Below are 15000 nucleotides of genomic sequence, written 5' to 3' on the forward strand. Positions count from 1 at the left end.
CTTTCGCAATGAATGCGCAAACCCAGGATCTCGCCCTGAAGAACTCGTCGAGAGCCGCTGACAAACGCCCGACCACCACCTTCGCCGCGCTGTGGAAGCCGGCGCTGGTGCAGTCCTTCCTCAAGCTCGACCCGCGCCAGCTGCAACGCTCGCCGGTGATGCTGGTGGTGGCGTTGACCGCCGTGCTGACCACAGTGCTCTGCGTGGTCGGCGGCGAGGCGGTGCCGACCTTCGTGGCCGTGCAGATTGCCGTATGGCTGTGGTTCACCGTGCTCTTCGCCAACTTCGCGGAAGCCCTCGCCGAGGGCCGTGGCAAGGCCCGCGCCGACAGCCTCAAGGCCGGCACCCAGGGCTTGCAGGCCATGCGCCGGACCGCCGTTGGCCACTTCGAGAAAGTCGCCGCCAGCAGCCTGCGCAAGGGCGACGTGGTACGCGTCGAAGCCGGCGAGCTGATCCCCGGCGACGGCGAGGTGATCGAAGGCGTGGCGGCGGTGAACGAGGCTGCCATTACCGGCGAATCCGCGCCGGTGATCCGCGAATCCGGCAGCGACCGCTCGGCGGTGACCGGCAACACCCGCCTGGTGTCCGACTGGCTGCTGGTGAAGATCACCGCCAACCCCGGCGAATCCACCCTCGACCGCATGATCGCCCTGGTGGAAGGCGCCAAGCGCCAGAAGACCCCCAACGAAGTGGCGCTGGACATCCTGCTGATCGGCCTGACCCTGATCTTCCTGCTGGTGGTCGTGACCCTGAAACCCTTCGCCCTGTTCGCCGGCGGCAACCTGCCGCTGGTGTTCCTGGTGGCGCTGCTGGTGACGCTGATCCCCACCACCATCGGCGGTCTGCTCTCGGCCATCGGCATCGCCGGCATGGACCGCCTGGTGCGCCTGAACGTCATCGCCAAGTCCGGCCGCGCCGTGGAAGCGGCGGGGGACGTGCATGTGCTGATGCTCGACAAGACCGGCACCATCACCTTCGGCAACCGTCGCTGCAGCGCCCTGTACACCGCCCCCGGCGTGCAGCCGCTGGAGCTGGCCGAGGGCGCCTTCCTCGCCTCCCTGGCCGATGACACGCCCGAGGGCAAATCCATCATCGAGTTCCTCCGCGCGCAGATCATGCTGCCGGAGCCGGACCGCAATCGCCTGACCCCGGTGGCCTTCAGCGCCGAGACGCGCCTGTCGGGCATCAATATCGACGGCCACGTCTACCGCAAGGGCGCCGTGGATGCCGCGCTGGCCTTCGTCGGCCTGGAACGCACACAGATGCCGGAAAGCCTGGCCAAGGAAATCGAGCGCATCGCCCAGAGCGGCGGCACGCCGCTGCTGGTGGTGGCCGACGGCAAGCTGCTGGGGGCGATCCACCTGAAGGACGTGGTCAAGCCCGGCATCCGCGATCGCTTCGCCGAACTGCGCCGCATGGGCATCCGTACCGTGATGGTGACCGGCGACAACCCGCTGACCGCCGCCGCCATCGCCGCCGAGGCGGGGGTGGACGACGTGATCGCCGAAGCCACGCCGGAGAAGAAGCTGGCGCGCATCCGCCAGGAGCAGGGCGAAGGGCGGATGGTCGCCATGTGCGGCGATGGCGCCAACGACGCGCCGGCGCTGGCCCAGGCGGATGTCGGCATGGCCATGAACGACGGTACCCAGGCCGCCCGCGAAGCCGCCAACCTGGTGGACCTGGACAGCGACCCGACCAAGCTGCTGGACGTGGTGCAGGTGGGCAAGGAGCTGCTGGTGACCCGCGGCGCGCTGACCACCTTCTCGGTGGCCAACGACGTGGCCAAGTACTTCGCCATCCTCCCCGCGCTGTTCGCCGGCATCTACCCGCAGCTGGGCGTGCTCAACGTAATGAAGCTGGCCAGCCCGCAGAGCGCCATCCTCTCGGCCATCGTGTTCAACGCGCTGATCATCGTCGCGCTGATTCCCCTGGCCCTGCGCGGCGTGCGCGTGCAGGCCAGCGACGCCTCGCAACTGCTGCGGCGCAACCTGCTGATCTACGGCGTGGGCGGGCTGGTCGCGCCGTTCGTGGGAATCAAGGTGATCGATATGGTTTTGGTCGCCGTGGGCCTGGCTTGACGGGCTTCTTTGATCGACTGACGGGAGGCGTTGGTGCCGTGCGCCCTCTCCCTAACCCTCTCCCTGAAGGGAGAGGGGACCGTCCGGTGGTATCGGGAAATGTGGAGCTCGCCGGATGCTCCGAACAACTCCCTCTCCCTTCAGGGAGAGGGCGGGGGAGAGGGTAGACAGCCCCGCTCCTAACCCAACAGAGGAACACGAACATGCTCAACCAACTCCGTCCCGCCATCGCCTCGCTGGCCCTGCTCAGCGTTGTCACCGGCGTTGCCTATCCGCTGGCCGTCACCGCCGTCGCCCAGGTGGCTTTCCACGACCAGGCCAACGGCAGCCTGGTGCGCGACGATCAGGGTGTCGTGCGCGGCTCCGCCCTGATCGCGCAGAAATTCGATGGCGCCCAGTGGTTCCAGTCGCGCCCTTCGGCCGGCGACTTCGCCACCGTTTCCAGCAGTGCCAGCAACCTCGCGCCCGGCAACCCGGCGCTGGTCGAACGCATCGCCAAGGACGCCGCCGCCCAGCAGGTTGGCGGCCAGCCGGTGCCGCTGGCGCTGGTCACCACCTCCGGCAGCGGCCTCGACCCGCAACTGCCGCCGGCCGCCGCGCTGTACCAGGTGCCGCGCATCGCCCTGGAGCGTGGTGTGCCGGCCGCCAGCCTGGAACGCCTGGTGGAGGCCAACACCGAGCGCCCGCTGATCGGCCCCGCCGTGGTCAACGTGCTGGCCCTGAACATGGCCCTGGCCAGCCTGCCTCGCTAGACTCCAGCGCCAATACCGAACCTGCCGCGGTATGAGGAACAACGCAGGGCCGTCCATGGGCAGAGGACGGCTCCCTCTCCCTTCAGGGAGAGGGCTGGGGAGAGGGTTCTCTGAACTCGCTCCCTCATTGAAACGAGCGCCCAACGCGCCCCGAGGATAGCCCCATGACCGACCCCACCCGCGCCGACGCCCTGCTTGCCGATCTGCCGAGCATGGGCCGTGGCCGACTGAAAGTCTTCCTCGGTGCCGCGCCGGGGGTCGGCAAGACCTACGCCATGCTGCTGGCCGCGCAGAGCCAGCTGCGCCAGGGCGTGAACCTGCGCGTGGGCATCGTCGAGACTCACGGCCGCGCCGAAACCGAAGCGCTGCTCGCGGGCCTGCCGCAGCAGGCGCTCAAGCGCACCGAATATCGCGGCATCAAGCTGGTGGAAATGGATCTCGACGGCCTGCTGGCCGACCCGCCGAAGCTCGCCCTGGTGGATGAGCTGGCCCACAGCAACGCCCCCGGCAGCCGCCACGCCAAGCGCTGGCAGGACATCGAGGAACTGCTCTCCGCCGGCATCGACGTCTACACCACGGTCAACGTGCAGCATCTGGAAAGCCTCAATGACCAGGTGCGCGACATCACCGGCGTGCAGGTGCGCGAAACCGTGCCCGACTGGGTGCTGCAGGAAGCCTATGAACTGCTGCTGGTGGACCTGCCGCCGCGCGAACTGCTGGAGCGCCTGCGCGAAGGCAAGGTCTATGTGCCCGAGCAGGCGCGGGCCGCCATCGACGCTTTCTTCAGCCAGACCAACCTGACCGCCCTGCGCGAGCTGGCCATGCAGACGGCAGCGGCGCGGGTCGACGCCGACCTGGCCCATCGCCACCGGCAACAGGGCAGCGAAGCGCCGGCGCTGCGCGGGCGCCTGGTGGTCGGGGTGGACGGCGAGCAGAACGCCGAACGCCTGGTGCGCCACGCCAGCCGCGTGGCCGAGCGCCGTCATCTGCCCTGGAGCCTGGTGCACGTCGATACGGCGGAGCCGCGCAGCGAAGAGTCGCGCATGCAACTGCAGAGCGCCCAGCAACTGGCCGAGCGCCTGGGCGGCGACGTGGTCGAGCTGCGCGGCGGTGAAGTGGCGCTGACCCTGATCGAGCACGCCAAGGAGCGCCGCGCCAGCCTCGTGCTGGTGGGCCGCTCGCGGCAGCGCTGGTATCGCCGGCTGTTCGGCGGCGGCCTGGCGGCGCGCCTGTTGCGCCTGGGCGAAGGGCTGGAGATCAGCGTACTCGACAGCGAGGCCGACCTGGCGCCGCCGAAGAGTCGTCCGCAAACCTCCTGGCCCTGGGGCGACTACCTGCTGTCGGCCGTCGCGGCGGCAGTGGCCAGCGCCGTGGCCTGGGGGGTCGCCAGCGTGCTGGAGCTGCCCAACATCTCCCTGGTGTTCCTCGCCGCCGTATTGCTGGTCGCGGTACGCAGCAGCCTGGGGCCGGCGCTGGCCTGCGCGGTGCTGTCGTTCCTGGCCTACGACTTCCTGTTCATTCCGCCGCATTTCTCCTTCGCCATCCAGCGCGAAGAGGACGTGCTGACTCTGCTGTTCTTCCTGCTCATGGCCGGCCTCACCGGTAACCTCGCCGCGCGTCAGCGCCGGCAATTGCAGGCCCTGAGCGACACCCAGGAGGAAACCAGCCAGATGCTCGACCTGTCGCGCAAGCTCACCGCCGCCACCGACCGCCAGGCGGTGATGGCCGCCGCCGCGCAGCAGCTGGGCGGCTGGGAGGGGCTGGATATCTGCCTGCTCGGCCAGCGGAACCGCGAGTGGAAGGTCGAAGGCGGCCTGAACCGTCCCTTCGACGATCAGGAGCGCGCCGCCGCCGATTGGGCCTGGCAGCACGACCAGCCGGCCGGCCTGGGCACCGGCACCTTGCCGGGCGGGCGCTGGTGGTGGTGGCCGCTATCCGGCGAGGACGGCCCGCTGGCGCTGCTGGGCGTCAGCCCGCGCGATGGCCAGCCATTGCCGGGTTCGCGTCGCCGCCTGCTCGCCGCCCTCGGCCAGCCGCTGGGCCAGGCGCTGGCTCGCGCGCGTCTGGCCGAGGACCTGGAAGCCGCGCGCCTGCACGGCGAAACCGAACAACTGCGCAGTGCGCTGCTGGCCTCGGTCAGCCACGATTTGCGCACGCCGCTGACCTCCATGCGCGGCGCCATCGACAGCCTGCTGGCCCTCGGTGACGCCATTCCTCCCGACGATCGCCGCGAGCTGCTGGAAAGCACCCGCGACGAGGCCGAGCGCTTGGACCGCTATATCCAGAACCTGCTGGACATGACCCGCCTGGGCCACGGCGGCCTGAAGCTGTCGCGTGACTGGGTCTCGCCCGGCGACATCGTCGGCAGCGCGCTCAACCGCCTGCGCGCGGTGGTCGCCCCGTACCGTGTGGAAACCCGCGTGCCAACTGAGCTGCCGCTGCTTTACGTACACGCCGCGCTGATCGAGCAGGCGCTGGTCAACGTGCTGGAGAACGCCGCACGTTTCTCGCCGCCGCAAGGTCGCCTGCGCGTGGCGGTGGAGCAGGGTGAAGAGGAGCTGCGCTTCCTGGTCAGCGACGAAGGGCCGGGTATTCCGCAAGCCGAGCGGGAGAAGATTTTCGACATGTTCTACACCGCCGCTCGTGGCGATCGGGGTGGGCAGGGCACCGGGCTGGGCCTGGCGATCTGCCAGGGTATGGTCGGCGCCCACGGCGGGCGGATCACCGTCGAGGATGGCATCGACGGGCGCGGCACTACCCTCGTGCTGCACCTGCCGTTGCAGCAGCAGCCGGACCTCGAGCAGCTTGATGCCGCTGTCTGAAAGGCTCAAGCTGGACGGCCCCGCCAGCCAGTCCAGTTCCCCGATGAACGCCAGCGCCGCCACCATCCTGGTCGTCGACGACGAACCGCAGATCCGCAAGTTCCTCCGCATCAGCCTCAGCGCTGGTGGCTACAAGGTGCTGGAGGCCGGTACCGGCGAGGAAGGTCTGGCCCAGGCCGCGCTGGGCCGCCCGGACCTGGTGGTGCTCGACCTCGGCCTGCCGGACAAGGACGGTCAGGACGTGCTGCGTGAACTGCGCGAGTGGTCGCAGGTGCCGGTGCTGGTGCTCTCGGTGCGCGCCAGCGAGAGCGAAAAGGTGCTGGCGCTGGACGGCGGCGCCAACGATTACGTGACCAAGCCCTTCGGCATCCAGGAGTTCCTGGCGCGCATCCGCGTCCTGCTGCGCCAGGGCGGCAGCGGCGAGACCCAGGAGGCGCTGGTCGCGGTGGGGCCGCTGAGCGTGGATTTCTCCTACCGCCGCGTGTTGCTCGATGGCGCCGAAGTGGCGCTGACGCGCAAGGAGTACGCCGTGCTCTCGACCTTGGCGCGACATGTCGGCCGGGTGGTCACCCAGCAGCAGCTGCTCAAGGATATCTGGGGGCCGACCCATACCGAGGACACCCATTACCTGCGTGTGGTGGTTGGCCACCTGAGGCAGAAGCTCGCGGACGATCCGACCAGCCCGCGCTTTATCGTCACCGAGGCAGGGGTCGGCTATCGCTTGCGCGAGAGCTGATTTTGTAGGAGCGGACTTTGTCCGCGATGCTTCTTGTTCTGGGTATTTCTGCGCCGCTTCGGCGTGTTCGGCTGTATTGGGTTTCGCCCCCTCGGGCGACCCACTTTGGCAAACGACCCAAAGTGGGCAAAGGTCTTGCCCCTCCATCCGGTTTTTCGCTTGGGGCGAAAAATGCCCTCGTTGAACCGGAGTTTCAGGGGCACGCTGCGAAGGGCCGTCCCTGGCCCATCGCAGCTCTCGCGACATCCATGTCGCTCAACCCCTGAAACTCCGATCCAACGAGGCCTCCTGAAAGGGGCCGTTCGGAGTGCTCGGGTGTTTCTCTGGAAGTCTCTTAAGAGCTAGGGCGAGAGCGGTGCGCCGGGCTAGCTCCCGTAGGAGCGGACCTTGTCCGCGAAATCCGGTGCGGCGGAATCCGATCCTGAAGGGAGTTCCGGTGGATTGCGCTCACTGCAGGATCGAGCAGAACGCCCAACTCCTGCTTGCGAGCCTCTGGCACCCGAAATCGGCGGCTAGTACGAATTCTCCTCCTCATACCGATCCAGCGTATCGCTGGCGATCTGCCGGCCGAGGGCGATCAGTTCCGGGGCCTTGTAGAACTCGAAGAAGCGGCACACGCGCTTGGGCACGTTGATCAGGATGTCCGGCGGGTAGCCGGCGATCTTGTACTGCGCCAGCGACGTCTGCATCACTTCGAAGCTCTGGTTCACCAGTTCCAGCAGGGACGCCGGGCTGCTGCTCTCGATCACCCGGCTGCCGGTGGCCGAGCGCGGCGAGCCCTTGCCACGTGGGGCGGCGGCGGGCTGTTGCATCTCCGGTTCGGCGGGTTCCTCGGCGGTGGCCGGTATCGGGTTGAGCAGGGCGTCGGGCAGCAGTTCCGGCGGTGCCTCGCTGTCGCCACGGCGGAAGAAGCTCAGCTTGTTGGACAGGCCGGAAATCACCGCGTCGAAGCGGCCCATGATGGCGGCCGGGCGCTCGATCACCGGCAGCGAATACTGGCGCTGGTTGGTGGCGTTGAGGTTGACCGCGACGATCAGGTCGGCATGGGTCGAGACCACCGGGACGATCGGCAGCGGGTTGAGCAGGCCGCCGTCCACCAGCATGCGGCTGCCCTGCATCACCGGGGTGAACAGGCTGGGGATCGCCGCCGACGCGCGCATGGCCTGGTGCAGGCAGCCTTCCTGGAACCAGATTTCCTGCTGGTTGGTCAGGTCGGTGGCCACGGCGGTGTAGGGGATCGGCAGGTCTTCGATGTCGATCTCGCCGAGCATTTCATGGATCTTGCCGAACACCCGCTCACCCCGGATGGCGCCGAGGCGGAAGCTCACGTCGAGCAGGCGCAGCACATCCAGGTAATCCAGGCTTTCCACCCACTCGCGGTACTCTTCCAGCTTGCCGGCGGCGTATATGCCGCCGATCACCGAGCCCATGGAGCAGCCGGCGATGCAGACGATCTCGTAGCCGCGCCGTTCGATCTCCTCGATCACGCCGATATGCGCGTAGCCGCGCGCGCCACCGGAACCGAGCACCAGCGCAATCTGTTTGGACATCGGGTATTCCCCCTTGCGAAACCTTTCGACGATACGCCCGGGGGCAAGCGCCGCCAAGGTCGGCTTTGCGAGGGGCTGTTCGCGTTGCGGCGCAGACCGCGTTGCTGCGCCAAATCGCGCCAGGCTAGGCGCGGGACGCAGGCAATGGTCATTCCCTTGGCAAGTCCCGCAACGACGCATGGCGTGATTTGCCGCGTAACCCGAAGGGGCGAACCTTGTTTTGCGCGGAATTGGGCCGTTCGTCGTATCCATTTCATGCCGTTGAGTGGCTGTCGCATCGTCCTCCGCGCAAAACGAGGTTTGCCGCGGTAGCGACGCAACGTGAACAGCCCCTAAAATCGTCGTCTGTTTTTCTTTCGCCGGAGTCCGCGATGAGCGAACCGATCCGCCTGACCCAGTACAGCCATGGTGCCGGCTGTGGTTGCAAGATTTCCCCCAAGGTCCTGGAGGTCATCCTCGCCGGCAGCGGCGCGCAGAACCTCGACCCGAACCTTTGGGTCGGCAACGCCTCGCGCGATGACGCCGCTGTCTATGCTATCGACGCCGAGCGTGGTGTGGTGTCCACCACCGACTTCTTCATGCCGATCGTCGACGATCCCTTCGACTTCGGCCGCATTGCCGCCACCAACGCCATCAGCGACATCTATGCGATGGGCGGCGACCCGCTGATGGCGATCGCCATCCTCGGCTGGCCGGTGAACGTGCTGGCTCCGGAAGTCGCCCGCGAGGTGATCGCCGGCGGGCGCAAGGTCTGCGACGACGCCGGCATCCCGCTGGCCGGCGGCCACTCCATCGACGCGCCGGAGCCGATCTTCGGCCTGGCGGTAACCGGCATGGTCGAGAAGCGCTTCATGAAGCGCAATGACACCGCCAGCGAAGGCTGCAAGCTGTACCTGACCAAGCCGCTGGGCATCGGCATCCTCACCACCGCCGAGAAGAAAGCCAAGCTGCGCGCCGAGGACGTCGGCGTCGCCCGCGACTGGATGTGCACCCTGAACAAGCCCGGCGCGCGCTTCGGCAAGCTGGACGGCGTGAAGGCGATGACCGACGTCACCGGCTTCGGCCTGCTCGGCCACCTGGTGGAAATGGCCGACGGCAGCGGCCTGACCGCGCGCATCCGCTATGACGCCGTGCCGCGCCTTTCCAGCGTCGAGTACTACCTGGAAGCCGGCTGCGTGCCCGGCGGCACCCTGCGCAACTTCGACAGCTACGGCGAGCGCATCGCGCCGCTGCCGGAGCTGCACAAGCTGCTGCTGTGCGACCCGCAGACCAGCGGCGGCCTGCTGGTGGCGGTGGAGCCGGAGGGCGAGGCGCAGTTCCTCGCCACGGCGAAGGAACTCGGCCTGGACCTGGCGCCCATCGGCGAACTGGTCGGCCGACAGCGTCACGCGGTCGAGGTGGTGTGATGCGCGACAACACCCGCCACTACCGCGAGCTGTTCCTCGGCGACGTGAAGATGATGGACGTGCGCGCCCCGGTCGAGTTCAGCAAGGGCGCCTTCCCGCACACCGTGAATCTGCCGCTGATGAACGATATCGAGCGGCAGAAGGTCGGCACCTGCTACAAGCAGAACGGCCAGCAGGCGGCCATCGCCCTGGGCCACGAGTTGGTCAACGGCAAGCTCAAGGCCGAGCGCATCGAGGCCTGGGCCGCCTTCGCCAGGGCCAATCCCGACGGCTACCTGTACTGCTTCCGTGGCGGCCTGCGCTCGCAGATCACCCAGCAGTGGCTCAAGAGCGAGGCCGGCATCGATTACCCCCGCGTGGTCGGTGGCTACAAGGCGATGCGCGCCTTCCTCTTCGACACCACCCAGGCGGCGGCCGAAGAGTGCCAGTTCGTGCTGGTCGGCGGCCTGACCGGCACCGGCAAGACCGAAGTGGTCGCGCAACTGGCCAATAGCCTGGATCTGGAAGGCCACGCCAACCACCGGGGCTCCGCCTTCGGTCGCCGCGCCACGCCGCAGCCGGCGCAGATCGACTTCGAGAACCGCCTGGCCATCGACATCCTGAAGAAGCGCCACGCCGGCATGGAGCAGTTCGTGCTGGAAGACGAAGGGCGCATCGTCGGCAGCTGCTCGGTGCCGCTGGAGCTGTACCAGGGCATGCAGCATTTTCCGCTGGTGTGGCTGGACGACAGCTTCGAGCAGCGCGTGGAACGCATCCTCAAGGACTACGTGACCGACCTGTGCGCCGACCATGTCCGGGTGGTGGGCGAGGAGGGCGGCTTCGACGCCTTCGCGGCCTACCTGCGCAAGAGCCTGTCGGGCATCGTCAAGCGCCTGGGCGGCGAGCGCTACCAGCGCCTGGCCGCGATCATGGACGCGGCGCTGGACGAGCAGAAGCGCAGCGGCGCGGTGGACCTGCACCGGGGCTGGATCGAAGGGCTGCTGAGCGAGTACTACGACCCGATGTACGCCTTCCAGCGCGAGAGCAAGGAGTCGCGCATCGAGTTCCGCGGCACCCAGGCCGAGGTGGTCGAGTACCTGCGCTTCCGTGCGGAGCGCTGAGCCCTCAGCGTTCGTTCAAGGCGCTCGCCGAGCGCAGGCAGACACTGAACAGGCTCTCAAGGGGTGCGCCACAGGCCGATCCGGCGCGCCCGTGCTTCCTGTTCTTCGAATTCGTATTGGCCTTTCTCTTCGGCCGTCTGCTCATCTGTCTGTCGCCAGCGCGCCAGGCCGACGCTCAACAGCGCGCGGCCGGCGTCCAGCGTCTGGCCGCAGTCGGGGCAGTCGGCCGGCTCCACCCAGACCGCTGCACGCAGTGATCCGTCCGCCTCGGGCTGCGTGGCGCGCAGGCAGGCGGTCCTGCCCAGCGTGAGTCGTTGCAGGGCTTCCCGAGCGCGCTCGCCGAAGGGTTGATCGGACACGGGGGCGTCGATGCCTCGCAGGCGAATGCTCAGGGATGTGCCATCGCGAGTCTGACAACTGAGCCGGTCACCGCTGTGAACGGCGGTGACCCGACACTCTTCCTGCGCCACGGCGGTGCAGGCCAGGGTCATCAACAGCAAGGTGGAAATCCGTCGCATGGGGCCTCCGTCAAGCGAACGCCAGCATAACCGCTGGTGTTCGCTCGCGGGGCGCCCGCTTACTGGATCAGGCTCATCACCTCTGCGCTGTAGCGTCCGCCCGCGGCGGCGCCAACGGGGAAGATGGCGTCGATCTCGGCCAGCTCCGCCGCGCTGAGTTCCAGCGTCACGGCGGCGACGTTCTCTTCCAGGTACTTGCGCTGCTTGGTGCCCGGGATCGGCACCAGGTGTTCGCCCTGCGCCAGCACCCAGGCCAGCGCCAGTTGCGAGGGTTTCACGCCACGGGCTGCGGCCAGTTCACCGATTTTTTCCACCAGTTGCAGGTTCTTCGCGAAGTTTTCCCCGCTGAAGCGCGGGCTGAAGCGGCGATAGTCATCCTCGGCGAAGTCGTCGGGGCTTCGCAGCGCGCCGGTGAGGAAGCCGCGTCCCAGCGGGCTGTAGGGAACGAAGCCGACGCCCAGGCGGCGGCAGGTTTCCAGCACGCCGTTTTCCTCCGGATCGCGGGTCCACAGGGAGTATTCGCTTTGCAGGGCGGTGATCGGGTGGACCTTGTGGGCGCGCTCCAGGGTCTCGGCCGAGGCTTCGCTCAGGCCCAGATAGAGCACCTTGCCGGCGCGCACCAGCTCGGCCATGGCGCCGACGGTTTCTTCGATGGGCACCTCGGGGTCGACGCGGTGCTGGTAGTAGAGGTCGATATGGTCGGTGCCCAGGCGCTTGAGGCTGCCTTCCACGGCTTGCCGCACATACTCCGGACGACCATTGGCGCCCCGGCTCGCGGGTTGGTCGGGGTTGCGCACCAGGCCGAACTTGGTGGCGAGGAAAATCTGCTCGCGCTTGCCTTTCAGCGCGCGGCCGAGCAGTTCCTCGTTGGTGTGCGGGCCATAGACGTCGGCGGTGTCGAACAGGCTGACGCCCAGTTCCAGGGCGCGGTGCAGGGTGGCGATGGACTCCTTCTCGTCGATGCCTGTGGTGTAGAAGTCGGACATGCCCATGCAGCCGAGGCCGATGGCGGAAACGCTGGGGCCCTGCGGGCCGAGGCGGCGGGTTTTCATGCTCAGTTCTCCGGGAGGTGGGGAAGTGGATTCATTCTTGTTGTTTGGATTGCATGGATAAACCGGCTGATTACGGTTTAACTATTTGGCTTGAATGAATAATCGGAGCGTCGCCATGGACCGCTTGCAGGCCATGCAGGTCTTCATCCGCATCGTCGAACTCAAGGCCTTTGGCAAGGCGGCGGACAGCCTGCAGCTGCCGCGCGCCAGCGTGACCCAGCTGATCCAGCAACTGGAGTCGCACCTGGGCGTGCAGTTGCTGCGCCGCACCACCCGCCAGGTCAGTGTCACTGCTGACGGCGAGGCCTATTACGAGCGCTGCGTGCGGTTGCTGGAGGATCTGGAGGAGGCGGAAAGCTGTTTCTCTGAGTCGCCGGACAATCCGCGCGGCAAGCTGCGGGTCGACCTGCCCAGTTCGCTGGGGCGGCTGGTGGTGATTCCGGCGCTGCCGGCGTTCTGCCGGCGCTATCCGCAGATCGAACTGGAGCTGAGCCTCAACGACCGCCAGGTGGACCTGGTGCGCGAAGGCGTGGACTGCGTGCTGCGCGCCGGTGAACTGGCCGACTCCAGCCTGGTGGGCCGGCGCATCGCCGAGCTGGAGCAGCTTACCTGCGTAAGCCGCGATTACCTGGCCGAGTTCGGCCGGCCCGAGCATCCTGACCGGCTCGCCGGGCATCTGGCGGTGAATTACCAGTCGGCTTCCAGCGGACGCATATTCGACCTGGAGTTCCGCTTCGGCGCCGAGTTGCGCACGCAGCGGTTGCCGAGCCGGATCACGGTGAACAACGCCGATGCCTATATCGCCGCCTGCCGCGCGGGTTTCGGGATGATCCAGGCGCCGCGCTATCACCTGTGCGACGGGCTGGCCAGTGGCGAGCTGGTGGAAGTGCTGGAGCAGTGGCGGCCACCGCCGCTGGCGCTGAGTGTGCTCTATCCGGTGCGGCGACAGATGTCGCGGAGGTTGCGGGTGTTTTCCGATTGGCTGGCGCAGCTGTTTGCGGAGCGGAATTGGTGAGGGGGCGGGTTTGGGGGAGATGCGTTCGTCGTACCGAGGGACATGGCCTTTGTAGGAGCAACTGTCTGCGCATTCGTAGGGCGTACAACCGTTCGCGGTTGTACGCCGATACACCTGGATCACCGGCTGGCGTATTGGCCGAGTTCGAAGCGCCAGCCGGTCGCAGTCCGTGCAACCGGAAACCAAGGTCAAACGGCGTATAACGTCGAACGTTATACGCCCTACGTTCCTGCTCAGGTCCTGGTAAGAGCGGACTTTGTCCGCGATGCTTTTGGTTAGGTGTTTCTGCGCTGCGTCGGTGTGTGCGGATGTCTTTGGTTTCGCCCCCTCGGGCGAGTCACTTTCTCAAACGCGAGAAAGTAACCAAAGCGCTTGCCCCTGCATCCGGTTTTTCGCTTAGGCGAAAAATTCCCTCGCTCCATCGGAGTTTCAGGGGCCCGCGTCGACGGGCCATCCATGGCCCAACGACGCTCTCGCGGCATCCATGCCGCTCAACCCCTGAAACTCCGATTCCGCTCGGCCTCCTGAAGGGGCGCTTCGGAGTGCGCGGATATTTCTCTGGAAGCCTTTGAGGGCCAAAGCCAAAGCAGAAGCTGTGCTCCCGTAGGAGCGGACCTTGTCCGCGAAATCCATAGCGGCGAAATCCGTGCTGACAGGGAGGCGTCTGGGTTTGTCGCCAACCTGTAGGAGCGAGTTTGCTCGCGAACCACAGCTGATCGCGGACGGAGTCCTCTCCTACGCATGCGCGATACGCAGGTATTTCCCTGTTGGATCGGATTCATCCGGGATGGCTTTCGCGGACAAGGTCCGCTCCTACAGGAGTCACGTGTATCCGTCCGCGATGCTCTTGTAGGGCGAATAACGCGCAGCGTTATCCGCCTGTTCGCGAGCAAGCTCGCTCCTACGAACAGCTATCCATGCACGAAGCAGCCAATATCCCAGGCGTGCGCAGAGTCCCGTCAGGAGGCTGAGTGGAGGTATCGCGCAGAGGGGCGAGCGGCATGGATGCCGCGAGAGGCGTAGAGGGCCGGGGATGGCCCTTGTACGCCGACCCTCGGAGCGATACCGGAGCGAGCGCAGCGAAGTAACAGCCGAAGGCTGGCCCGAAGGGTGAGCGAAGCGAATCAGTCCGGCGAAACGAAGACCCGGATGTCGGGGCGAGCCCTTTTGGTTACTTTTCTGGTGCATGGCGCTTGAGAAAAGTGACTCGCCCGAGGGGGCGAAACAAAATCTCTCAGCGCACACCGAAGCGGCGCATGAACACCAAACAAGACAACAGATAACGCTTGAGACATTTTCGCCCTGCAACGCGCAAGAGCATTCGCTCCTAAGGATGAGCCCGCGTTTGAATATCCCGACTAATCCACTCAGACAAGTCGTGCTAGGATTTGCCCCCCGGCCCCGAATCCTCGGGCGGTGTTGGCATTCCGCCAGCGCTGCCACCCCTCACCAGAAGGACCCAAGCAATGGCTCAAGTCACCCTCAAGGGCAATCCGGTTTCCGTCGATGGCAAGCTGCCGCAGAAAGGCGAACAGGCTCCGGCCCTCAAGCTGGTCGCCGGCGACCTCTCGGATGTCACCCTGGAAACCTACGCCGGCAAGCGCAAGGTGTTGAACATCTTCCCCAGCGTCGACACCCCGACCTGCGCCACCTCCGTGCGCAAGTTCAACGCCGAGGCGAGCAAGCTGGCCAACACCGTGGTGCTGTGCGTTTCCGCCGACCTGCCGTTCGCTCAAGCGCGCTTCTGCGGCGCCGAAGGCCTGGAGAACGTGGTCAACCTGTCCACCCTGCGTGGCCGTGAGTTCCTCGCCAACTACGGCGTGGCCATCTCCAGCGGTCCGCTGGTTGGCCTGGCTGCCCGCGCCGTCGTGGTGCTGGACGAGCAGAACAAGGTGCTGCACAGCGAGCTGGTGGGCGAAATCGCCGACGAGCCGAACTACGCCGCCGCCATCGCCGCCCTGAGCTGATAAC

General features: G+C 66.9%; 11 protein-coding genes. 8 read left to right on the plus strand and 3 right to left on the minus strand.

Going from position 1 to position 15000, the window contains the following annotated elements; translation table 11 throughout:
- Window positions 1-8 precede the first annotated feature (8 nt).
- The 4 genes from kdpB to ACAW63_RS14975 all read left to right on the plus strand — a co-directional run bounded on the left by kdpB (window position 9) and on the right by ACAW63_RS14975 (window position 6388).
- Window positions 9-2078: a potassium-transporting ATPase subunit KdpB gene (gene kdpB / locus ACAW63_RS14960; protein ID WP_371226380.1), complete on the plus strand. Its 2070-nt coding sequence runs from the start codon at window positions 9-11 to the stop codon at window positions 2076-2078.
- Window positions 2079-2281: 203 nt separating this feature from the next.
- Window positions 2282-2830 carry a potassium-transporting ATPase subunit KdpC gene (gene kdpC, locus ACAW63_RS14965; RefSeq protein ID WP_371226381.1) on the plus strand — a complete coding sequence of 183 codons (549 nt, stop codon included), beginning with the start codon at window positions 2282-2284 and terminating at the stop codon, window positions 2828-2830.
- A 164-nt stretch (window positions 2831-2994) separates the two neighbouring features.
- On the plus strand, window positions 2995-5652 hold the full coding sequence (locus ACAW63_RS14970) for an ATP-binding protein (protein WP_371226382.1): 2658 nt from the start codon (window positions 2995-2997) through the stop codon (window positions 5650-5652).
- 43 nt (window positions 5653-5695) lie between these two features.
- Window positions 5696-6388 (plus strand): response regulator, encoded by a 693-nt coding sequence (locus ACAW63_RS14975; protein WP_371234681.1) that lies wholly within the window; start codon window positions 5696-5698, stop codon window positions 6386-6388.
- A 512-nt stretch (window positions 6389-6900) separates the two neighbouring features.
- Here the strand turns inward: ACAW63_RS14975 and ACAW63_RS14980 are convergent.
- The gene (locus tag ACAW63_RS14980) at window positions 6901-7938 is read right to left on the minus strand and encodes a patatin-like phospholipase family protein (RefSeq protein ID WP_370601246.1); all 1038 of its coding nucleotides are present in this window, start codon (window positions 7936-7938) and stop codon (window positions 6901-6903) included.
- Window positions 7939-8309: 371 nt separating this feature from the next.
- On the opposite strand from ACAW63_RS14980, the gene selD reads away from it, so the two are divergent.
- Both selD and mnmH read left to right on the plus strand, forming a co-directional pair.
- Window positions 8310-9344, plus strand: coding sequence for a selenide, water dikinase SelD (selD, locus tag ACAW63_RS14985; RefSeq protein WP_371226384.1), 1035 nt, complete (start codon window positions 8310-8312; stop codon window positions 9342-9344).
- Window positions 9344-10444, plus strand: a complete 1101-nt coding sequence (mnmH, locus tag ACAW63_RS14990; RefSeq protein WP_371226386.1) for a tRNA 2-selenouridine(34) synthase MnmH — start codon at window positions 9344-9346, stop codon at window positions 10442-10444. Before selD ends, mnmH begins: the two co-directional genes overlap by 1 nt.
- Window positions 10445-10500: 56 nt before the next feature.
- Here the strand turns inward: mnmH and ACAW63_RS14995 are convergent, their stop codons facing one another.
- Window positions 10501-10962, minus strand: a complete 462-nt coding sequence (locus ACAW63_RS14995; RefSeq protein ID WP_371226388.1) for a thermonuclease family protein — start codon at window positions 10960-10962, stop codon at window positions 10501-10503.
- 59 nt (window positions 10963-11021) lie between these two features.
- Window positions 11022-12014 carry an aldo/keto reductase gene (locus ACAW63_RS15000; protein ID WP_371226390.1) on the minus strand — a complete coding sequence of 331 codons (993 nt, stop codon included), beginning with the start codon at window positions 12012-12014 and terminating at the stop codon, window positions 11022-11024.
- A gap of 115 nt (window positions 12015-12129) precedes the next feature.
- Here ACAW63_RS15000 and ACAW63_RS15005 point away from each other — a divergent pair, with 115 nt between their 5' ends.
- Both ACAW63_RS15005 and tpx read left to right on the plus strand, forming a co-directional pair.
- Window positions 12130-13029, plus strand: a complete 900-nt coding sequence (locus tag ACAW63_RS15005) for a LysR substrate-binding domain-containing protein (RefSeq protein WP_371226392.1) — start codon at window positions 12130-12132, stop codon at window positions 13027-13029.
- Window positions 13030-14495: 1466 nt separating this feature from the next.
- On the plus strand, window positions 14496-14996 hold the full coding sequence (tpx, locus tag ACAW63_RS15010; RefSeq protein WP_371226394.1) for a thiol peroxidase: 501 nt from the start codon (window positions 14496-14498) through the stop codon (window positions 14994-14996).
- Window positions 14997-15000 lie beyond the last annotated feature (4 nt).

Source organism: Pseudomonas sp. QE6 (genome assembly GCF_041379005.1).
Classification (GTDB): domain Bacteria; phylum Pseudomonadota; class Gammaproteobacteria; order Pseudomonadales; family Pseudomonadaceae; genus Pseudomonas.